The sequence below is a fragment of the Streptomyces sp. NPDC055099 genome (assembly GCF_053607685.1).
In genome coordinates this window covers 116,881-136,693 of the sequence record NZ_JBSGUA010000011.1, presented here as the reverse complement: position 1 = coordinate 136,693, position 19,813 = coordinate 116,881, and the positions used below count along the sequence as shown (strand labels likewise).

The 19,813-nt window shown below is 70.8% G+C and carries 17 protein-coding genes; 11 read left to right on the top strand and 6 right to left on the bottom strand.

All coding sequences use genetic code 11. The annotated features are described in order from the left end of the window. The first annotated feature begins 143 nt into the window (after nt 1-143). The 3 genes from ACWFRU_RS26005 to ACWFRU_RS25995 all read left to right on the top strand — a co-directional run bounded on the left by ACWFRU_RS26005 (nt 144) and on the right by ACWFRU_RS25995 (nt 2,936). Nucleotides 144-440: a hypothetical protein gene (locus ACWFRU_RS26005; RefSeq protein ID WP_453690584.1), complete on the top strand. Its 297-nt coding sequence runs from the start codon at nt 144-146 to the stop codon at nt 438-440. A 239-nt stretch (nt 441-679) separates the two neighbouring features. Beyond that, nucleotides 680-1,714, top strand: a complete 1,035-nt coding sequence (locus ACWFRU_RS26000) for a phosphotransferase family protein (RefSeq protein ID WP_453690583.1) — start codon at nt 680-682, stop codon at nt 1,712-1,714. Between the two features lie 7 nt (nt 1,715-1,721). After that, nucleotides 1,722-2,936, top strand: coding sequence for an acyl-CoA dehydrogenase family protein (locus ACWFRU_RS25995; RefSeq protein ID WP_453690582.1), 1,215 nt, complete (start codon nt 1,722-1,724; stop codon nt 2,934-2,936). Between the two features lie 6 nt (nt 2,937-2,942). On the opposite strand, the gene ACWFRU_RS25990 is transcribed toward ACWFRU_RS25995, so the two are convergent. From ACWFRU_RS25990 to ACWFRU_RS25980, 3 genes are read right to left on the bottom strand one after another with little or no spacing between them, the layout of a single operon-like run. Then, entirely contained in the window at nt 2,943-3,536 is a 594-nt protein-coding gene (locus ACWFRU_RS25990; RefSeq protein ID WP_453445059.1) for a TetR/AcrR family transcriptional regulator, read from the bottom strand. 25 nt (nt 3,537-3,561) lie between these two features. Continuing rightward, nucleotides 3,562-5,280 (bottom strand): class I adenylate-forming enzyme family protein, encoded by a 1,719-nt coding sequence (locus tag ACWFRU_RS25985; RefSeq protein WP_453690581.1) that lies wholly within the window; start codon nt 5,278-5,280, stop codon nt 3,562-3,564. Then, nucleotides 5,277-6,044, bottom strand: a complete 768-nt coding sequence (locus ACWFRU_RS25980; RefSeq protein ID WP_453690732.1) for an SDR family NAD(P)-dependent oxidoreductase — start codon at nt 6,042-6,044, stop codon at nt 5,277-5,279. Before ACWFRU_RS25980 ends, ACWFRU_RS25985 begins: the two co-directional genes overlap by 4 nt. A 155-nt stretch (nt 6,045-6,199) precedes the next feature. Between ACWFRU_RS25980 and ACWFRU_RS25975 the strand changes: the two genes are divergently transcribed. From ACWFRU_RS25975 to ACWFRU_RS25960, 4 genes are all read left to right on the top strand, one after another. Next, a complete protein-coding gene (locus ACWFRU_RS25975) occupies nt 6,200-7,468 on the top strand; it encodes an exo-beta-N-acetylmuramidase NamZ family protein (protein WP_453690580.1) in 1,269 nt (422 codons plus the stop codon). Nucleotides 7,469-7,582: 114 nt separating this feature from the next. Then, nucleotides 7,583-8,908, top strand: a complete 1,326-nt coding sequence (locus ACWFRU_RS25970) for an erythromycin esterase family protein (protein WP_453690579.1) — start codon at nt 7,583-7,585, stop codon at nt 8,906-8,908. A 139-nt stretch (nt 8,909-9,047) separates the two neighbouring features. Then, nucleotides 9,048-10,301, top strand: a complete 1,254-nt coding sequence (locus ACWFRU_RS25965; RefSeq protein ID WP_453690731.1) for an MFS transporter — start codon at nt 9,048-9,050, stop codon at nt 10,299-10,301. Nucleotides 10,302-10,376: 75 nt separating this feature from the next. After that, nucleotides 10,377-11,657 (top strand): serine-threonine protein kinase, encoded by a 1,281-nt coding sequence (locus ACWFRU_RS25960; protein WP_453690578.1) that lies wholly within the window; start codon nt 10,377-10,379, stop codon nt 11,655-11,657. An 11-nt stretch (nt 11,658-11,668) separates the two neighbouring features. Here ACWFRU_RS25960 and ACWFRU_RS25955 read toward each other — a convergent pair whose 3' ends face one another. Next, nucleotides 11,669-14,509 (bottom strand): penicillin acylase family protein, encoded by a 2,841-nt coding sequence (locus tag ACWFRU_RS25955; RefSeq protein ID WP_453690577.1) that lies wholly within the window; start codon nt 14,507-14,509, stop codon nt 11,669-11,671. Between the two features lie 238 nt (nt 14,510-14,747). On the opposite strand from ACWFRU_RS25955, the gene ACWFRU_RS25950 reads away from it, so the two are divergent. After that, entirely contained in the window at nt 14,748-15,356 is a 609-nt protein-coding gene (locus ACWFRU_RS25950) for a hypothetical protein (protein WP_453690576.1), read from the top strand. Nucleotides 15,357-15,389: 33 nt separating this feature from the next. Here ACWFRU_RS25950 and ACWFRU_RS25945 read toward each other — a convergent pair whose 3' ends face one another. Beyond that, the gene (locus tag ACWFRU_RS25945) at nt 15,390-15,908 is read right to left on the bottom strand and encodes a hypothetical protein (protein WP_453690575.1); all 519 of its coding nucleotides are present in this window, start codon (nt 15,906-15,908) and stop codon (nt 15,390-15,392) included. Between the two features lie 51 nt (nt 15,909-15,959). Between ACWFRU_RS25945 and ACWFRU_RS25940 the strand changes: the two genes are divergently transcribed. After that, nucleotides 15,960-16,682 (top strand): 3-keto-5-aminohexanoate cleavage protein, encoded by a 723-nt coding sequence (locus tag ACWFRU_RS25940; RefSeq protein WP_453690574.1) that lies wholly within the window; start codon nt 15,960-15,962, stop codon nt 16,680-16,682. A gap of 171 nt (nt 16,683-16,853) precedes the next feature. After that, the gene (locus ACWFRU_RS25935) at nt 16,854-17,942 is read left to right on the top strand and encodes an RNA ligase (ATP) (protein ID WP_453690573.1); all 1,089 of its coding nucleotides are present in this window, start codon (nt 16,854-16,856) and stop codon (nt 17,940-17,942) included. A gap of 29 nt (nt 17,943-17,971) precedes the next feature. Here ACWFRU_RS25935 and ACWFRU_RS25930 read toward each other — a convergent pair whose 3' ends face one another. Then, entirely contained in the window at nt 17,972-18,574 is a 603-nt protein-coding gene (locus tag ACWFRU_RS25930) for a helix-turn-helix domain-containing protein (RefSeq protein ID WP_453690572.1), read from the bottom strand. Nucleotides 18,575-18,669: 95 nt separating this feature from the next. On the opposite strand from ACWFRU_RS25930, the gene ACWFRU_RS25925 reads away from it, so the two are divergent. Next, nucleotides 18,670-19,809 (top strand): aryl-sulfate sulfotransferase, encoded by a 1,140-nt coding sequence (locus ACWFRU_RS25925; protein ID WP_453690571.1) that lies wholly within the window; start codon nt 18,670-18,672, stop codon nt 19,807-19,809. The last annotated feature ends 4 nt before the right edge of the window (nt 19,810-19,813 follow it).

Here is a 19,813-nt window from a genome sequence, read left to right as displayed (position 1 = left end):
ATCGCCCTGGTGGGGCAAGGGTGCGGGGCTGGTCCGGTGGGGTCCGGTGGTGGAAACATCAACGAGGCTTCCATATCCCCACCAAAGGGGCATCGAGTACTAGCCTGAGAGAGTCACCCCCTCCCACAGAAGGTGCACTCGCCATGACCACGCTCCACCACGAACACCCCGTCCACGAGCATGTCCACGGCCCGGCCTGCGGGCACGCCGAGGTGCCGCACGGCGACCACGTCGACTACGCGCACGACGGCCACATGCACCGCCTGCACTCCGGCCACTGGGACGAGTGCGAGCCGGACGAGCACTCCGTGCACGAGGGGCACGACCACCGCCACGGCGAGGGCTGCGGGCACAGCTCGGTGCTGCACGGCGACCACGTGGACTACGTGCACGACGGCCACCGGCACGCGGCGCACGACGGGCACTGGGACGATCACTGAGGCCTGAGGGCCACACCGAGGGGCCGACCGCCCCCGCCGACTTCCCCCGCACGGGCGCCAACTGGCAGTCTGGGGCGGGGGATCGGCCTGTACGGGCACCTTCGCCCCCGCCGCGATCCTGATCACGTTCCCACTGCGCTCTGGACTACATACCGACTGGTCGGCATCATGAACGTCAGCGCGACGCCGCGCGTCAGCGGCGCGGCACCCAGACGACGACCGTCCGACCAGGAGCGAAGATGAGCTCAGACCATCCGCCAGGCCTCGACCTCGACCAGTTGCGCGGCCATCTGGACCGCGAGCGGCCGGGCCTCGTGGGCGGCCCGCTCACCGCCCGGCTGATCGAGGGCGGCCGGTCGAACCTGACATACGCCGTGACGGACGGCCGCGCGCGGTGGGTCGTACGGCGGCCGCCGCTGGGGCACGTCCTGGCGACCGCGCACGACATGAAGCGCGAGCACCGCGTGATCAGCGCCCTGCACCGGGGGACCGAGGTCCCGGTGCCCGCGCCGGTGCTGCTCTGCGAGGACGTCGACGTGCTCGGGGCGCCGTTCTACGTCATGGACTTCGTGGACGGCACGCCGTACCGCACCGCCGAGGAGCTCGCGCCGCTGGGCGCCGAGCGCACCCGCGCGGCGGTCCTGGGGCTCGTCGACACCCTCGTCGACCTGCACTCCGTGGCCCCGGAAGCGATCGGCCTCGGTGACTTCGGACGGCCCGAGGGTTTCCTCGACCGCCAGCTGCGCCGCTGGGGCAAGCAGCTCGACGCCTCGCGCAACCGCGACCTGGCGGGGATCGACGAGCTGCACGCCGCCCTGGGCCGGCAGCTTCCCGACTCCCCCGCGCCCACCGTCGTCCACGGCGACTACCGCCTCGACAACGTCCTGATCGGCGAGGACGACCAGATCAAGGCGATCCTCGACTGGGAGATGTCCACCCTCGGCGATCCGCTCACCGACCTGGGCCTGCTGGTCATGTACAGCACCCGCCTCGAACTGCCCGACTCCCCCATCAGCACCACGGCGGGCGCACCGGGCCACCCGGAGGCCGCCGAGCTGATCGAGCGGTACGCCGCGCGCTCGGGACGCGACGTCTCCGCGGTCTCCTGGTACACGGCGTTCGCGTGGTTCAAGCTCGCCGTGATCCTGGAGGGCATCCACTACCGGTACACGCTCGGCCAGACGGTCGGCGCGGGCTTCGACCGCATCGGGGAGCTGGTCCCCGTCTTCATCGAGCACGGCCTCACCACCCTCCAAGGACGACAGGAAGGCTGAGACAGCCATGGACTTCGCATTCGACGCCCGTACCGAAGAGCTGCGCGACAGGCTCCTCACCTTCATGGACGAGCACGTCTACCCGGCGGAGAAGGTCGCCGAGGAGCAGCGCGCCCAGCTCGCCTCCCCCTGGGACACCCCGGCGATCGTCGGCGAGCTGAAGGCCGAGGCCCGCAAGCAGGGGCTGTGGAATCTCTTCCTTCCGGATGCCGAGCACGGCGCGGGGCTCACCAACCTCCAGTACGCGCCCCTCGCCGAGATCACGGGCCGCTCCCCGCACCTGGCGCCCACCGCGCTGAACTGCGCCGCCCCGGACACCGGCAACATGGAGGTCCTCGCCCAGTTCGGCAACGACGAGCAGAAGAAGCAGTGGCTGGAGCCGCTGCTCGCGGGGGAGATCCGCTCGGCGTTCGCGATGACCGAGCCCGAGGTCGCCTCGTCCGACGCCACGAACATCACGACGCTGATCGAGCGCGAGGGTGACGAGTACGTCATCACCGGGCGCAAGTGGTACATCTCCGGGGCCATGAACCCCGACTGCCAGATCTTCATCCTGATGGGCAAGACGGACCCCGAGGGCTCCGACCCCCGCCGCCAGCAGTCCATGGTCCTCGTGCCGCGCGACACCCCGGGCGTCGAGGTACGGCGCGCCATGCAGGTGTACGGCTACGAGGACCACTCCCACGGCGGGCACGCCGAGGTCGTCTTCGACGGGGCCCGGGTCCCCGTGAGCAACCTGATCGGCGAGGAGGGCGGCGGCTTCGCCATCGCGCAGGCGCGCCTGGGCCCCGGCCGCATCCACCACTGCATGCGCCTGATCGGCATGGCCGAGCGGGCCATCGAGCTGATGTGCCGGCGTGCGGTGGCGCGTACGGCCTTCGGCAAGCCGCTCGCCCAGCAGGGCGTCGTCCAGGAGTGGATCGCGGACGCCCGCGTCGCGGTGGAGCAGCTGCGCCTTCTCGTCCTGAAGACCGCGTGGCTCATGGACACCGTGGGCAACAAGGGCGCGCACACCGAGATCCAGTCCATCAAGATCGCCACCCCGCGCACGGTCGTCGGCATCCTCGACCAGGCGGTCCAGCTGCACGGCGCGGGCGGCGTCAGCCAGGACTTCCCGCTCGCCGAGCTGTGGGCCTCCGCGCGGACGCTGCGCCTGGCCGACGGGCCGGACGAGGTGCACCAGCGGTCGCTGGCGCGTCGGGAGCTGAAGAAGTACCTGTAGGGACTGCTACGGCCGCAGCGCCCTCAGCAGCAGGTCTGCCAAGTGGTCGGCGACCTGCTGCGGGGTCAGCGGGCCGTTCGGGCGGTACCAGGTGGACAGGTGGTGGACCGAGCCGAAGTGGTAGTCCACCACCAGGTCCGCGGGGGTCGCCTTGGAGAAGACGCCCGCCTCCTGGCCCTCCTCGATCAGCGCGCGGAACCGCTCGTGGTAGCGGCGGCGCTCGGAGCGCACCTGCTTGTTCTTCTCCGGGCTCAGGTGGTGCATGGAGCGGAAGAAGATCGAGGCGTCGTCGAGGTTGTCGATCGTCGTGACGACCACGTCCGCCGCCGCGTCCCGCACCCGCTGCTCGATGGGGGCGTCGGCGTCCGCGTAGGCGTCGAGACGCTCCTGCTGGACGCGCAGCACCCGCGCGTAAACCTCGTGCAGGAGGTCGTCCTTCGAGCCGAAGTAGTGGTAGAGCGCGCCCTTGGTGACGCCTGCCGACTCCACGATCTCCTGCACCGATGTGCGGTCGTAGCCGCGGTCGGCGAAGAGCCGCGTGGCGGCGGCGAGCAGCCGCTGAGGGACGGGCGTGCCGTCACCGTCCGTCGTCCTGGCCACTGCCGCCACCTGCCTTTCGGGGTATTCAGCTCTCGTCGTGCCGAGAGCCCGTGTCGTTGCGGGAACGCAGTTCCCGCCGGAGGATCTTCCCACTTGTGGTCTTCGGCAGCTCCGGCAGGATCTCGACCGCGCGGGGGTACTTGTACGCCGCGAGCCGTTCCTTGCAGTACGCCGCCAGGTCGTCCGGCGCCACGTCGGCCTGCGGGCGCAGGCTGACGAAGGCCTTGACCGTCTCGCCCCGGTAGCTGTCCGGGACACCGATGACCGCCGCCTCACGGACGGCTGCGTGACTGTAGAGGACGTCCTCCACCTCGCGCGGCCATACCTTGAAACCGGAGGCGTTGATCATGTCCTTCTTGCGGTCGACCACATAGAGCCAGCCCTGCTCGTCCATGAAGCCGATGTCGCCGGTGCGCAGTTCGCCGTCGGGGAACGCCTCGTCCGTGGCTTCGGGGCGCTTCCAGTAGCCGGGCACGACCTGCGGGCCGCGCACGGTGATCTCGCCCTGTTCCCCGAAGGGGACGTCCGCGCCGTGGTCGTCGACGATCCTGACGACCGTCTCGGGGCCGGGGACGCCGACGGCGAGGGTGCCGGAGACCGGGTCGACCGGTGCCTCCTGGCCCGGCGGCACGGAGGCGCAGGGCGCGGTGCACTCGGTGAGGCCGTAGCCGTTGTGGATGTAGGGGCCGAAGCCCGCGCGGAACTTCTCCACCAGGGCGGGCGGCAGCGGCGCGCCGCCCGAGGAGATCATCGCGAAGGAGTCGAAGTGCTCCCGCGTCACGGAGGGGTGGGCGGCGAGCGCCATGAAGGCCGTGGACGGGCCCACGGTGTACGCGGGTTTGTGCTCGGCGAAGGCGTCCAGGACGACCCCGGCCTCGAAGCGGTACGCGAGCGCGAGGGTGCCGGCGTTGGTCAGACAGGCGGCGACCTGCGCGACCATGCCGGTGATGTGGAAGAGCGGCGCCATCGCGAAGTAGCAGGCGCCCTCGGGGATGCCGGAGCCCGTGCGCTGCCGCTCGGCGTTGTAGGTGATGTTGCCGTGGGTGTTCATGGCGCCCTTGGGCCGGCCGCTCGTACCCGACGTGTAGCTGATGAGCGCGATGTCGGCGGGGCCCAGCTGCCGGTCGCCGGGCGCCGGGAGTCCCTGCCGGGCGACGGTCACCAGGTCGTCGGCGTCGGCGGCCTGCGGGAGCCGCTCGAAGTCCAGGACGCGGGTGTCGCCCCGGGTCTGCAGGTCGAGCTGGCACGCGGTGAGCACGACGCGTACGGGCGAGGCGGCGGCCGTCTCGCGCAGATACGACTCCCACGCGCGGTCGGAGCAGATCAGCGCGGTCACGTCGGCGTCCGCGAGGACGTGCGCGACCTCCGCCGACTTGTACATGGGGTTCACCGGCACGACCGTGGCCCCCGCCTTCCACGCGCCGAGCAGCGCGATCACGAAGTGCGGGGTGTTCTGCAGGAGGATCGCGACCCGGTCGCCCCGCGCCACCCCGCGTGCGGCCAGATGTCCGGCGACGGAGTCGGAGAGTGCGTCCGTCTCGCGGTAGCTCAGGCGCCCGTCGAAATAGGCGAGGGCCGTGTGCTCGGGGGCCCTCAGCACCGCGGCGCGGAAGGCGTGCACGACGGACGCGGCGGGCTCGACCGGGCCGCGCTGGGCCTCGCTGAGGCGGCCGAGCCAGGGCTTGGCGGCGTAGATGGAGGCACCGGCGGCCGTGGAGGAGCCGACCGTGGAGGAGTCGCTCACCGCTCCGTCGCCTCCCACTTCTGCTGGATGTGGTTCATGCCGGTGAGCCACTTGTCCGGTTCGGCGGCGCGGATGCGGTAGTACTCGGCGACCTCGGGGTGCGGCAGGATCAGGAAGCGGCCCTCCTCCATCCCGGCGAAGAGGGCATGGGCGACGTCGTCCGGTTCGATCGCGGTCGGGGTGAGCACGAGGTCGCCCGCGGTGCCGGTGGCGGCGAGCATGTCGGTGCGCACGCCCTGGGGGCAGATCGCGTGGACGTCGATCCCGCGGTGGCGGTACGTCAGCGAGAGCCACTCGGCGAAGGCGTACGCGCCGTGCTTGGTGACGCTGTAGGGCGCGGCGCCGATCATGGTGAGCAGCCCCGCCGCCGAGACGGTGGAGACGAAGCGGCCGCTGCCGCGCTCGAGCCACTCGGGCAGCAGCGCGTGGGCCGCGCGCACGTGGGCCATGACGTTGACGTCCCAGGCCGTGGCCCAGACCTCCTCTGGCGCGGCCTCCGAGCCGCCGGAGCCGAGGCCCGCGTTGGCGCAGTACACGTCGACGGTGCCGCTGAGCGCGTCTCTGGCCTCCGGCACGATCGTGGACGCGTCGCCCGGGACGCAGACGGCTCCGATCTCGTCGGCCACCGCCTTGGCCTTGGCCGCGTCCAGGTCGTTGACCACGACGCGCGCCCCGGCGGCGGCGAACCGGCGGGCCAGCGCGGCCCCGATCCCGCCTCCGGCACCGGTGACGACAACTCCCTTGTCCTGCAGGGTCTCCACGATCAGTCTCCTTCGACTGCGGCTCCGCTGTGATCGCAGACTAACCAGTCGGTATGTTCGGATGGAAGAGGGTCGGGCAGCCAGGTTCGTTCCGCGGCCGCGGTCCGCGCGCTAGCGTGCGTGGCCATGACAGCCACCGCGCACACGGAGGTCTCTGCATGAACCTGTCCCGCCGCAGCTTCTCCAGACGGGGCCTGCTGGCCGCCGGTACCGCCACGGCCCTCACCTCGGCGGCCCCGGCGGCCGCTGCAGGAGGCGGGGGCGGATCGGGCGGCGGCCGGAGGCTGCGCACCGGCTTCGACCGCCTGGCCGCCGACGGATACGCGCTCCTGGACGGCGAGCGGGTCGGCGTCGTCACCAATCCGACCGGCGTGACCAGGGACGTCCGCCACATCGTCGACGTCATGCACGCCGACGAGCGCGTGGACCTGGTCGCGGTCTTCGGCCCCGAGCACGGCTTCCGGGGGACGGCCCAGGCGGGCGGTTCCGAGGGGCGCTACGACGACCCGGCCACCGGGCTGCCCGTCTACGACACGTACCAGAAGAGCGGCAAGGCCCTCGCCGACATCTTCACGGCGTCCGGCGTCGACACGATCGTCTTCGACATCCAGGACGTGGGAGCGCGCTTCTACACGTACATCTGGACGCTCTTCGACTGCATGGAGTCGGCCGAGCTCGCGGGGAAACGATTCGTCGTCCTCGACCGGCCGAATCCGGTCACGGGACGCGCCGCATTGGGGCCCGTGCTGCACAAGGAGTTCGCGACGTTCGTCGGGCGGCAGCCGATAGCGCAGGCGCACGGGATGACGGTGACGGAGCTCGCGCTGCTGTTCAACGGCGAGTTCCTGGAGCGCCCGGTCGAGCTGGAGACCGTACGGATGACGGGCTGGAAGCGCTCGGACTTCTACGACGCGTCCGAGCTCCCGTGGGTGCCGCCGAGCCCGAACATGCCGACGCCCGACACCGCGCTGGTCTACAGCGGCACCTGCCTCTTCGAGGGCACGAACCTCTCCGAGGGGCGCGGCACGACCCGCCCCTTCGAGTTGCTGGGCGCCGAGGGCATCGACCGGAAGTGGGCGGCCGCCGCGAACGACGCCGGGCTGCGCGGCGTGGACTTCAGGGAGGCCTATTTCGCGCCGACGTTCTCCAAGTTCCAGGGCAAGACGATCGGCGGCGTGCAGCTCCATGTGCACGACCGGGAGTCGTTCGACCCGGTGCGCACCGGAATCGCGCTTCTGGTGACCGCCAAGAAGACGTGGAGCGGCTTCGCCTGGCGCCCCGACAACTGGATCGACAAGCTGACGGGCACCACGCGGGTCCGCACCATGATCGACGCGGGCGCGGACACGGACGAGGTGGTGGCCGGCTGGCACGACGACCTCGCGCGGTTCCGTGCCGTGCGGAAGAGGTACCTGCGCTACCCCTAGGTCTTCGGTAGGGAAGGCCCTACCGGCGAGTGGGGTGCCTGCCGGTTGGCAGGCACCCCTGCCGGGCCGGAATCCTGATCTTCAGCTCCGTACACCCGAGTTGAGGAGATCCGCATGGCCCGGACAGCACGACGCACCGTCCCCCTGGCGGTGGCCGGCACGCTCGGCCTGGGGGTGCTCGTCGCCCCTCAGGCCGGCGCGGCGCCGGAGTCCACCAACCCTGTCCCGGCGATCGAACGCGCGGCCCACCCCCTGCGCTCGACCGATCCGGGCGGTTCCACCAAGGACCTGCGGCCGATGGGCCGGATGGTGGGTGACGCCTCGGTGGTGGGCCTGGGTGAGGCCACACACGGTTCGCACGAGTTCTTCACCATGAAGGACCGCGTTTTCCGCTATCTCGTGGAGGAGAAGGGGTTCACCACCTTCGCGCAGGAGGTCAGCTGGACCACGGGCCTGCGTTTCGACGCGTACGTGCGCGGGGGCGAGGGAGACGTGCGCGAGCTGGTCCACAAGGAGCTGGCGAAGACGCCCTGGGACACCGAGGAGTACGTCGAGCTCCTGACCTGGATGCGCACGTACAACGACGAGCACCCGCACCGCCAGGTGCGCTTCATGGGCAACGACCTCAACTACCCGGAGATCGGCTCCGAGTTGTTCGACGGCGTGAAGGACTATGTCCGCGCCCACAAGCCCGGACTGCTGCCCAGGATCACCGAGCTGTACGCGCCGATCCGCCGCCTCGCGGACGGGGACACGTACATGGGCAGGCCGCTGAAGGAGCGGAAGGAGCTGGCCGGGAAGGCGCGGGAGGCGCACGACCTGCTGAAGAAACTGCAACCCGACGCCGCTGACCGCGAGTTCACCCTGGCCCTGCACCACGCCCGGTCCGTCTCGCAGACCGCCACGATCTACGCCTTCCCCTTCGACACTCCCGAGGGCGTCAAGGACGGCATGCTCTACCGCGACCGCCTCATGGCGCAGAACACCGCGTGGTGGCAGCGGCAGACCGGCGACAAGGTGCTCCTGTCGGCGCACAACGCCCATGTGGGGTACGAGAGTTACGACCCCCGTTATCCGAAGATGCAGGGCGCCTTCCTGCGGGACCGGCTCGGCGAGCGCTACGTCAGCATCGGGTTCACCTTCGACCGGGGCTCGCTCATGGCGCAGAGCGCGGAGTCCGAGGTGTGGAAGCCGCGCTCCGTGGGTGCCGCCACGCGCGGGATGAACGAGCACACGCTCGACAAGGTGCGATACGACGACTACTTCCTGGACATGCGGACCGCTCCCGCGACGGCCCGGAAGTGGCTGGGCAAGAGCCGCCTGACCAAGAGCATCGGCACCGCGTTCCCGGACGGCCCGCACCAGATCCGGCTCGCGCCCTCGCACGACATCCTCATCCATCTGCACCGCGTCACCGCGGCTCACCGCCAGGCCGGGTGAAGCGGTCTCAATGACCGAGACAAGCCGTCCCGGGTATTGACTGGCCCCTACATCCAACGCGACAGTGCCGGTCGTGCGGAGCGAAACGACAGCAGCGGAGAAAGAGCAGGTCCCGGGCGCGGACGGCAGCCCCGAGAGCATGCGCCGGGTGGCCGTGGCCTCGTTCATCGGGACGGCCATCGAGTTCTACGACTTCTACATCTACGGCACGGCGGCCGCGCTCGTCCTGAACGAGGCGTTCTTCCCGACCCTGGACCCGGTCAACGCCACCCTCGCCTCCTTCTCCACCTACGCGGTGGCGTTCGCGGCGCGGCCCATCGGCTCGGTGGTCTTCGGGCACTTCGGCGACCGGGTCGGCCGCAAGTCGGTGCTCGTGGCCTCGCTGCTCCTGATGGGTCTTTCGACGGCGCTCGTCGGACTCCTGCCCGGTTACGGCACCCTGGGCATCTGGGCGCCGGTCCTGCTGATCCTGCTGCGCTTCCTGCAAGGCATCGGGCTCGGCGGCGAGTGGGGCGGGGCCGCGCTGCTCGCGGTGGAGCACGCGCCGAAGAAGAAGCGCGGCCTGTACGCGGCCTTCCCGCAACTCGGGCCGTCCGTCGGGTTCTTCGCGGCCACCGGCACCTTCTGGCTGCTCTCGGCGGTCCTGTCCGACGACGCGTTCCGCTCCTGGGGCTGGCGCGTGCCGTTCCTGCTCTCGTTCCTGCTCGTCGGCGTCGGACTCTTCGTCCGTCTGCGGATCAGCGAGACGCCGGTCTTCGCGAAGGTCATGGACGCGCAGGAGGCCAGCAAGGTCCCCACGCTCGACGTGCTGCGGCACCATCCGCGTGAACTCCTGCTCGGCGCGGGCGGGATGGTCGTCGCGTACGGCCTCTTCTACACGGCGACGACGTACTGCCTCGCCTACTCCACCGGCACCCTGGGCGTCTCCCGCAACACCATGCTGGGCCTCTCGCTGGTGGCCTGCCTCTTCCTCGCGGCCGGTACGTGGCTCGCCGCGACGCGCTCCGACGGCGCGGGACGCCGCAAGCTGGTCCTGGTGGGCGCCGGGATCGCGGTGGTGTGGGGGCTGGTGCTCTTCCCGCTCCTGGACACCGAACAGCCGGTGCTCATGGCGCTGGCGCTCGGCGGCGCGCTGTTCTGCATGGGGGTCGTCTACGGGCCGATGGGCGCCTACCTCCCGGAGCTGTTCGGCACGAAGGTGCGCTATTCGGGCGCCTCGCTCGCCTACAACCTGGGCGGCGTGCTCGGCGGCGCGGTATCCCCGCTGGTGGCGACACGGCTGCAGTCCGCGTTCGGCTCGTCCTCGGTGGGCTGGTACGTGAGCGCGATGGCCGTCGTGTCCCTGGTCTGCGTCCTCGCGCTGCCGGAGACCCGGGAGCGGGAACTGACGTGACCCGGTGACCGTGGTGGACGCCTGCCCCAATGCGTGCTGCGGGACATCTGGTCAGTACACCGGGGCCGCAGGACGATGGTCCACGTGGAGCCCTACTGGGAATTGACCTTCGACGCCGACGGGGATGTCGACACCACGCAACGCGACCATCTCCTCGCCGAGGTGGCCGACGAGAACGTCACCGATCTCCTCGTCCTCGCGCACGGCTGGAACAACGACCAAGACATGGCGACCGACCTCTACCGACGGTTCTTCACGCCGTGCCGCGACCTCGCGGGACCGCGCGTACGCCTGGGGTACGTGGGCGTGCTCTGGCCCGCCATCCGCTTCCCCGACGAACGCATCCCGGACTTCGAGCCCTCGGTCACGGCCACCGGGCCGGGGCCCGTGCCGGGCGCGGGCCCCCTGCTCGACGAGCCGACGCGGCTGCTCCTGGCCCGCACGTTCCCCGGTCACGACGACGACCTGCGGCGGATCGGTGCGCTCCTTGAGGAACGCTCCGAGGTGCCCACGCGCCTCTACGAGTACAGCCGCCTCGTGCGCAACCTCGTCGCCGTGCACCAGAACAGCGCCGCCTGGCGCTTCGCCAACGACACCTGGACGGGCCTGCCCGCCATGCTGACCGACGACGCGGTCGAGGTGTGCCAGGTCTTCGCCGCGGCGATGGAGGGCACCGGCCAGCAGGAGCTCTTCGGCAGCCTGCGCAAACGCCTCTGGAACGGGGCGCACGAACTCCTGCGCCAGGCCAGCTACTACGCCATGAAGCGCCGTGCGGGCTCCGTGGGCCAACTGGGGCTCGGCCCCGCGGTCGGACTGCTCGCCCGGGAGGCGCCGAACGTACGGGTGCATTTCATCGGGCACAGCTTCGGCGCGCGGCTCGTGTCGTACGCCCTGCGCGGGATGCCGGCGTCGGTGCGCAGCGTGAAGTCCACGACCCTGCTCCAAGGGGCCTTCTCGCACTACGCGTTCTCCAAGCGGCTGCCGCACGCGCCCACGCGCAGCGGCGCGCTCAACGGCGTGCAGCGGCGGATCGACGGGCCGCTGGTGTCCTGCTACTCCCGGCACGACGACGCCCTGGGCAAGATCTACCCCCTGGCGTCGAAGATCGCCGGAGACTCCTCGACCTTCCTCGGTCTCTGGGAGCGCTGGGGGGCCATCGGGTACGACGGCATCCGGGCGGTGGACGGCGCCAAACGCGTCAAGCTCGGCCGGGCGATCCCGGCCAAGGGGTGCGTCAGTGTGGACGCGTCGTCGGTGGTGCGGCGCGGGGGTCCGCCCTCCGGCGCGCACAGCGACATCTGCCACGAGGAACTGGCGCGTGTCGTGTTCGCCGCAGGGCGGATTCCGCTCGTGTGACTCCCCTTCGCCTAGCGGTGCCCGGGGAACTCGACGACCTGCTGGTACGTGGGCCGGTTCTGCCACTGGACCGGCCCGTGCGTGATGCCGCCGAGCGCCCGGTGGATGATCGAGTCCGCGCACCACTGCTCGCCCGGCTTGCAGCTCTCGTCGCCGGGATAGACCTCGGTCGCGGGCTTGGCGGCGGCCTGCGTCAGGGTGGCCAGGAGCGCGTCACGGCAGGCGTCCAGCTTTCCCCCGCCGCAGTAGGCGTCCCCGAGCTCGCCCTCCACGGGCTGCCCGAGCACGGTCCGCAGATCCTTGTCCGCGTAGCCCCACCAGCCGTACTGGAAGGCCGATCCGGCGTGCGCCCCGGTCGGGCCGTGCCCGGCCGACGGTGACTCGTCGGTGCTCAGCTGCGCCGTCAGCGCCTCGTACAGCTCCTTGCCCAGGCCCGGCTTGAACTCCGCCTCGATCAGCAGGGGCCACCAGGCGTCCATGATGCGTACGGCGTCGGGGTGGGCGTAGGTCTTCGAGCCCGCCGCGGTCTGGTTGCGCTGCGACCCGGCCTTGTGCCACGCCTCCAACTGCTGCACGGCCTCGGCCTGTTGCGGGTCGGTGACGGGCTTGCTCCGGACCACCTTGAGCAGTTCGGGGAGCACCTGTTCGCCGCGCAGGTCGGTGACCGCGGCCTCGGACATGGCCTGGGTCAGCTTGGCCCGCGTGACGCCGCCCTCCTCGGTGAGCTTCTTCACCCGTCCGTCCAGCAGGTCGCCGCGGTGCACGGCGCTCAGGCCGAAGCCCGCCGTGCTGAAGTCCTTGGCCTGCTTGTTGTTCCAGGAGATGTAGTAGTCCTGGTTGACGGACTGCGGGTGCTCGGCCGACGGGGTGCGTGCCGATGTGTTGTTCTCCGGGTCGAAGTCCCGCCATTCGTACGCCTTCTGGGCCTTGACCGGCAGGGCGGGGTCGATGTCCTTCGCCCGCTCGGGGTTGGCGCCGCTGTTGTAGTACGCGGTGTCGCGCGCGTCGGCGTAGAACCAGTTGAAGGCGTAGCTGATGTTCTCGGCGGCCTTCATGAAGGTCGACGCGTCCTTGACGTACGTCGGGTCGTTCAGCATCTGGAAGCCGATGATCGAGTCGGCCTCGTGGCGGTAGGTGGAGCGCAGCGAGACGTACGCGACGGGCTTGCCCTCCACGCTCGCGCGGTGCGTCACGACGCCGTACTTCGTGCGGAAGACCTGCATCCGGTAGGAGCCCGCGGCCGTGGAGTCGGCGAGGGTCGGCTTCCAGGCGTTCCTGCGCTCCAGCTTCTCCATGGGGGTGCAGGTGCCGTCGTGGAGATAGTGGGTGGACTGCTTGGTGGGGGCGCCGCCGCCCGGTTCGCAGAGCTCGACGGCGTACGTGTCCGTGATGTCCTGCCCGGCGGACGTGGCCGACCAGGCGTAGTCCTGGCCGCGCCCGAGCTGGACGTACATGCCGACGCCCGCGAAGGAGACGCCGCGCGCGCTGATGCCGGGGCCCTGCAGCTCCTGCTGCATGAGGAGCTGCGGGGCGAAGTAGCCGGTCTGCGGGCCGAAGACGGCGACCGGGTTTCCGCTCGCGGTGTGCTTGCCGGAGACGAGGAGGGCGTTGGACATGCCCTTCTTGTGGCCGTCCTGACCGAACAGGTCGGCGGGCAGCACTCCGTCGTCGTACATCCCCTGGAGCGGCTTGAGCCTCTTGGGCGCCTTCACCGGGTCCTTGGGGGCGGCCTTGCCCACGGAGGCGGACTTGGCGCCGCCCTCGCGGTCGTACACGAGCTGCTCGCGCTCGACCGAACCGGCGTCGGGCATCGCGGTCCCGCGGGCGTTCTCGGGCTTGCCCGCATACGGAAAGCTCGTGCCGTCGTGGATGGTCTGGACGGCCTCGGGGTCGTTGCGGGCGCGGAAGGACTCCCAGACCTTCGTGCCCTTCTCGACGCCGTACTTCTCCTGGGACTTGAGGAGCGAGAGGGCCGCTTCGACCTCTCCGCCGCCGCCGTTGCCGAAGAGCCCGCCGACCACGGAGGCGAGCGCGATCATGTCGGTGATCTTGAAGGGCTCTATCTCGCCGATGTTGGTGATCGCGTCGATCTTGCCGGTGAGGACGTACTCCCCGGGGAAGTAGCGGCCGTTCTTCGCCTTCACGCGGTAGGCGTTGAGGCCGTCGATGTAGGCCTGGGCGTCCGCCATGGCCTGCTCGCCGCGCTCGCCCTGCGTCGACCTGATGTACTCGACCTGCTTCTCCAGGTCCTTCTCCGTGTACGGGGCCTGCGGCCAGAACTGCTGCTCAAGGCCCTGGTTGGCGAGGGCGCCGCCCGCGAAGGAGGTGAGCTGGCCGCGGCCGATGTGCCGGAACAGGTCGATGAGCCAGAGCCGGTCCTGCCCGGCCGCGAAGCCCGCGCCGAACTCGGTGCCGTAGCGCGTGGTGCCCTTGATGTGCGGAATGCCGTACTTCTTGTCCCGGGTGATCGTCACGTCGTCGCGCGGCCTGGTGACGGAGGCGACCTGGCCTTCGCGTACGCCGAAGGACGCGTCGTTGAAGAATTCCGTCAGTTTGCCGTCGGTGAGGGACGGATAGCCGGAGGAGAGGGCGTCATACGGACGCAACTGGTCATCGGCGTGCTTGGGCTGAGTTCCGAAGACGCGATGGGCGAGTATGTCGGCGAGCGTGGCGTTGCCGTTGGCGCCGGGCGGCAGGATGTCGGCGCACTGCCCCTCGCAGTAATCCGTGGCGGTAGGCCGGGGCTCGTCGGCGTCGGCGGCCGTCCCCGGCTGTGGTGAGAGGAGGGACGCGGCGAGGGCGAGCGCCGCGGTGGCGGTGAGGGTTCTGAGCCGGACGATGCGTCGTCGCATGTGTGCTCCTCTGGGCTCCGCTCGTGCTCCTGTGGGGTGGAGTTGAGGCGGAGGTTACTGGCGGGTTGCCGAACCCGGAAGATGAGCATGCGTCGCTTTTTCAAAATGCGCACATAGCTCCAGCTCACCGCCGTCTTATGTCGTCCATCGAAAATCGGATGGAAGTCGAGGGAGCCGAATCGCAAGTCGATACGTCTACTCGGCAACGTCCGAGAACGTGCGACGGAGGTGCAGGGCGATGGCCGGATTCCGGAGTCTCGCGAGACAGGTGCGCGATCCGCTGAGCGATTTGGCACTACGGCGGTATTCACTGCGCAAGTGCCTGGAGAGGTTCGCCCCTTACGGCCACCGGGCGACCTGGGACCATTTGTGCTCCCGGGCGGGCTTCGGGCCCGAGGACCGCTCACCCGATCCGGCGCGGCTGGTGGCCGCGCTCGACGAACTGGAGGCAGCGCGTGCGGTCTGGCTCGCCTACGAGCGGGACTTCGCGGAGCGCCGCCGCAAGGAGAAGCACGACGGGCTGCGCCGCCCCGGCAGCGTGGACGACTGGCACCGGTGCACCTGGGGCGGGTTCGGGGTCGCGTGGTGCGACGATCCCGGCATCCACCCCTCGGGACCGCTCGCCGAGGTGCTGCGGCGGCTGATCGCGGCGCTGGAGCGGGAGCCGGGCACGGTCTGCCCGGTGTGCGACCGCACCGACCTCGTCTGGACGCACGGCTTGGCGCACGAGCCCTCGGCGGGCGCCGTCTGCACCGGCTGCGGCATCGTCGTGCCGGCCCCGGTCCTCACGCCCGCCGCGATGGCCAGGGCACGGGGGCGGCGGGCACGGCCGCTGGTCTCGGCATGACGTCCGCCCGGAGTGTCCGCGGGCGTACGGCGGCTAGGGCGTCGCCACGTCCGTCTGTATGGCCAGCTTGAACTCGGCGAACATGAGCGGTGCGGCGATCTTCACGTCGCCGGGGCCGCGCGCCGACATCTTCAGGCCGACCGGAGTCCCCGGGCGGACGAACATCTGCCACATGTGCGTCCGGTACTGCCCGCCCCTGGTGGGCGCCCAGTCGATGGTGGCCGTCGAGTCGTAACCGGTGGAGGCGCCGAGCGGATCGCGCACGAAGCGCGCGCGGTACTCGGTGGGCCGGTCGTCCGGCTCCCAGAAGATCATCGCCGACAGGGTGCCCCAGCCGTGGTGGCTCGGCCAGATGAGCCCGGACCGGGCGTCCGGGAAGCCCGACGGGCTGGTGGCGCCTTTGCCGGGGTCGTGCATGTGCCACGGGTCGTACGACTCGTCGGTGCCCGTGTACGGAAAACGCACGAGGTGGTAGCCGTCGCTGTCGTAGGTGATCTTCTGCCGCCCCGTGCGCTCGGCACTCCACAGCAACGAGCAGATGGCTATGCCCATCGGCCTTCCCCCTGTGAGTCGTCTGTGTGTCGTCGTCTGTGCTGTCCTGTGGTGATGCAGGTATGTCTGAACGGCGCCCGCGGCGCGGGCGATGGTGCGTTGATCCCCCTGTCACCCGGGGCGATGGCCGAGTCCGCGGCGGCGGCCGTCGCGGCCGGTGCGCGGGACGTTCATGTTCACCCCAAGTCCCCCTGTGGGCAAGACACGTTGACGACACGAGCGGTTGCGGCCGCGCTGGAAGCGGTCCGTTCCGTGACCTCCGTGCCGGTCGGCGTGACCACGGGCGCCTGGGCCGTCCCCGACCCCAAGGAGCGGGTGGCGCACATCCGCGCGTGGACCGTGCTGCCCGACCACGCGTCGGTGAACTGGCACGAGCCCGGGGCGGAGGCGGTGGCCGAGGCGCTGATGGACCGGGGCGTGGGCGTGGAGGCCGGCATCTGGTCCGGCACGGACGGCACGGAACGCTTCATGGCGTCGGCGCTCGGCCCACGGGTCCTGCGGGTCCTCGCGGAGGTGACGGACCCCGACCCCGGCACGGCCCGCGACTCGGCCCGCGCCCTCCTCGCCGTGATCGGCCGGGCACACGGCCGCCCCGTTTTGCTGCACGGCGAGGAGGGCGGCACCTGGCCCGTGCTGCGGCTCGCGGGGCGCCTGGGTCTCGCCACCCGCATCGGCCTGGAGGACACGCTCGTCCTGCCGGACGGGGAACGGGCTGTGTCGAACGCCCAGTTGGTGTCGGTGGCGCTCTCGATGCTCGACACGCCGTCCCGGTAGGGGTGGGTACTGGCAGGGGTGGGTCCCGGCGGGGATGGGCCCGGCGCTCGGGAGCGTGACGTTATCAGCCACATATTCGGTCGCTCCAGCGCTTTGCCGTCGGCACAGTTGGCGTCGATGACAGTCGTGTCCCCGTGCCCGCGAGGCACGTAGAACCCAGGAGCCCGTCCCATGTCGACGCTGCGCGTCACCGCCGAAGTACTGACCATCCACGAGCATCCGAACGCCGACGCCCTCGAACTGGCCCAGGTGGGCCTGTACCGCGCGGTCGTCGCCAAGGGCGCCTACCGGACCGGCGACACGGCGCTCTACATCCCCGAACAGGCCGTTCTGCCTGCCGAGTTGATCGACGAGCTGGGACTCACCGGGCGGCTCGCGGGCGGCAGGTCGGACCGGGTGAAGGCGGTACGGCTGCGGGGCGAGCTGTCGCAGGGCATCGTGTGCCGGCCCCGGGCGCTCGCGGAGGTGGACCTGACGCGGGCCGCGGCGGAGGGCACGGACTTCGCGGACCGGCTCGGGGTCGTGAAGTGGGTGCCGCCGATCCCGCCCACCATGGACGGCGACGTCGAGGCCGCACCCGACCTGCTGCCGTGGGTGGACATCGAGAACATCCAGCGCCACCCGGACATCTTCGCACCCGGCGAGGGGGTGGTCCTCACGGAGAAGCTGCACGGTTCCGCCTGCCTGCTGACCTACGTGGCCGGACAGGGGGAGGACGGGAGCGAGGGCGGCCGGGTGCATGTCTCGTCGAAGGGCTTCGGTTCCAAGTCCCTTGCCCTGAAGGAGGATGCGCGCAATCTCTACTGGCGCGCGATCCACGGTCACGGAGTGGTGGCCGAGGCCGCCGCGCTTGCCGAGCGGCTCGGCGCGCGCCGGGTGGGGATCTTCGGGGAGGTGTACGGAGCCGGGGTCCAGGACCTCACGTACGGCGCGGACGGACGCCGCGAGACGCTCGGGTACGCGGTCTACGACGTGAGCGCCGAGATCGACGGCGAGGTCCGGTGGCTGGACCCCGCGGCCCTGCTCAAGGACCGGCTCCCCTTGGTGCCGCGCCTGTACGAGGGCCCGTACGACGCCGGACACGTCCTGGAGATCGCCTCCGGCCGCGAGACGGTGTCGGGGCGCGCCCTGCATCTGCGGGAGGGCGTCGTGATCCGGCCCGCGGTCGAGCGGTACTCCCCCGTGACCGGCGGCCGCGCCATCGCCAAGGCGGTCAGCGCGGCCTATCTGACGAGGAAGGGCGGCACGGAGTTCGAGTGACTCCCCGGGCGGGCGAGCGGGCGGCCGTGTCAGCGGCCCCTCTCGTCCGTCACCCGCACCCCGTCCGCGATCCCCACCACCAGCACCCGCGTCCCCGCCTCCAACGGACGCCAGCGGTGCGGTAGTTCCGCCGCGCAGTACAGCGTGTCCCCGCGGTCCAGGCGGTACAGGGAGCCGTCCGCCTCCACCTCGGCCGAGCCGTCGGCCACGTAGAGGATCTCGTCGTTGCGGTGGCGGTACTCACGGCCCCAGTCGTGATCCCCGGTGAACTCCAGTGCGTGCAGCCGCTGGTGGCCGCGAACCAAGGGGCGCATCCGGGCCTCCCGGTCACCCTTGCCCTCACCCTCACCCCCGCCCACCGAGGCGGAGTCGCCGCGCACCACGTCCACCGGTTTCGGCCGGTCCGCCGAGGCGAGGAGCTGGACGGCCGTGGTGTCCAGGGCGTCGGCGATGCGCTGCAGGGACCCCATGCTGGGCCGGGAGCGGCCGTTCTCCACCTGGCTGAGGAAGGGCGCGGAGACCCCCGCCCGCGCCGCCACGTCCGCCAGCGTCAGGTCAAGGGCTCGGCGGAGCCTGCGAATCCCGGGACCGACCTGCGGGACGCCCGCCGCACTTTCCTCACTCGTACCCATGTCCCTCAGCCTATCCGTCGGGTTAACCTCTTCGGCACCACTTAAGAAAGTTAAGTGATGAATCGAGCGCACCGGACCGAGAGGACGGGATCTCCATGACCCGCGTGGACCAGAACCAGCGCCGCCGCCGCGGCACCGGCCTGATGGCCCTGGACGAGGAAGCCAGTTACGGCGGCTACACCCTCTTCGCCCCGCTCACCGGGAGCGGCGAGGTCTACCTCATCGACGCCCACGGCGGGATCGCCCACCAGTGGAACCTCCCGCACCGCCCGGGACGGCACGCGCGCATCCTGCCGAACGGCAACCTCGCCTACAACGGCGTGCTCCCCGACGAGCCCGCGCTCTTCCCCATGTGGCACAAGTACCGCGGCGGGATCATGCAGGAGATCGCCCCGGACGGCACGGTCCTGCGCGAGCACCGCGACCGCTTCCAGCACCACGACGCGCACCACTACGGCGACGGCCGGCTCCTCTACACGGCCCTCGAACCCCTGACGGGCCAGGACGCCGCGGCCGTACACGGGGGCGTGCCCGGGTCCGAGGCCGGGGACGGGACCGTGTGGGCCGACACCATCGTCGAGGTGGACGCCGAGGGGAACACCACCTGGGAGTGGAAGGTCTCCGAGCGCCTCGGCCGCGCGGACTTCCCGCTCCACCCCGACTACGCCCGCGAGCACTACCCGCTGATCAACAGCGTCCTGCCGACGAGCGACGGCAACATCCTCGCCAGCTTCCGCTCGGTCTCCGCCGTCGTCGTCATATCCCGCGAGACGGGCGAGATCATCTGGCGCTCGGAGCCCGGCGTCGTCTCCCAGCAGCACTGCCCCACCGAACTGCCGAACGGCAACTTCCTCGTCTTCGACAACGGCGTCTTCCGGCCGCACTGGGACGTCCCGTTCAGCCGGGTCGTCGAGATCGAGCGTGCCGGTGGCAAGGTCGTCTGGGAGTACCACGACCCGGCCCGCGAGTCGTTCTTCGCGCCGTTCATGGGCAGCGCCCAGCGCCTGCCGAACGGCAACACCCTGATCACCGACTCCCCCGCTGGCCGCCTCTTCGAAGTCACCGCGGACGGCTATCTCTGCTGGGAGTACGTCGTGCCCTTCTTCGGCGGCTACGAGGAGGAAGAGGTCCGCAAGCTCTTCCCGTCGGAGCCCAACGCCGTCTTCCGCGCCTACCGTTACGCCGCCTGGGAACTGCCCTGGCTCACCCCGGCTCCCGCACCAGCGAAGGGCTGAGCCC

Coding starts and splice junctions, on each gene's coding strand:
- ACWFRU_RS25925 (WP_453690571.1), top strand. CDS start 18,670: ATGACCCGCGTGGACCAGAACCAGCGCCGCCGCCGCGGCACCGGCCTG.
- ACWFRU_RS25935 (WP_453690573.1), top strand. CDS start 16,854: ATGTCGACGCTGCGCGTCACCGCCGAAGTACTGACCATCCACGAGCAT.
- ACWFRU_RS25945 (WP_453690575.1), bottom strand. CDS start 15,908: ATGGGCATAGCCATCTGCTCGTTGCTGTGGAGTGCCGAGCGCACGGGG.
- ACWFRU_RS26005 (WP_453690584.1), top strand. CDS start 144: ATGACCACGCTCCACCACGAACACCCCGTCCACGAGCATGTCCACGGC.
- ACWFRU_RS25965 (WP_453690731.1), top strand. CDS start 9,048: ATGCGCCGGGTGGCCGTGGCCTCGTTCATCGGGACGGCCATCGAGTTC.
- ACWFRU_RS25995 (WP_453690582.1), top strand. CDS start 1,722: ATGGACTTCGCATTCGACGCCCGTACCGAAGAGCTGCGCGACAGGCTC.
- ACWFRU_RS25955 (WP_453690577.1), bottom strand. CDS start 14,509: ATGCGACGACGCATCGTCCGGCTCAGAACCCTCACCGCCACCGCGGCG.
- ACWFRU_RS25975 (WP_453690580.1), top strand. CDS start 6,200: ATGAACCTGTCCCGCCGCAGCTTCTCCAGACGGGGCCTGCTGGCCGCC.
- ACWFRU_RS25960 (WP_453690578.1), top strand. CDS start 10,377: ATGGTCCACGTGGAGCCCTACTGGGAATTGACCTTCGACGCCGACGGG.
- ACWFRU_RS25930 (WP_453690572.1), bottom strand. CDS start 18,574: ATGGGTACGAGTGAGGAAAGTGCGGCGGGCGTCCCGCAGGTCGGTCCC.
- ACWFRU_RS26000 (WP_453690583.1), top strand. CDS start 680: ATGAGCTCAGACCATCCGCCAGGCCTCGACCTCGACCAGTTGCGCGGC.
- ACWFRU_RS25950 (WP_453690576.1), top strand. CDS start 14,748: ATGGCCGGATTCCGGAGTCTCGCGAGACAGGTGCGCGATCCGCTGAGC.
- ACWFRU_RS25970 (WP_453690579.1), top strand. CDS start 7,583: ATGGCCCGGACAGCACGACGCACCGTCCCCCTGGCGGTGGCCGGCACG.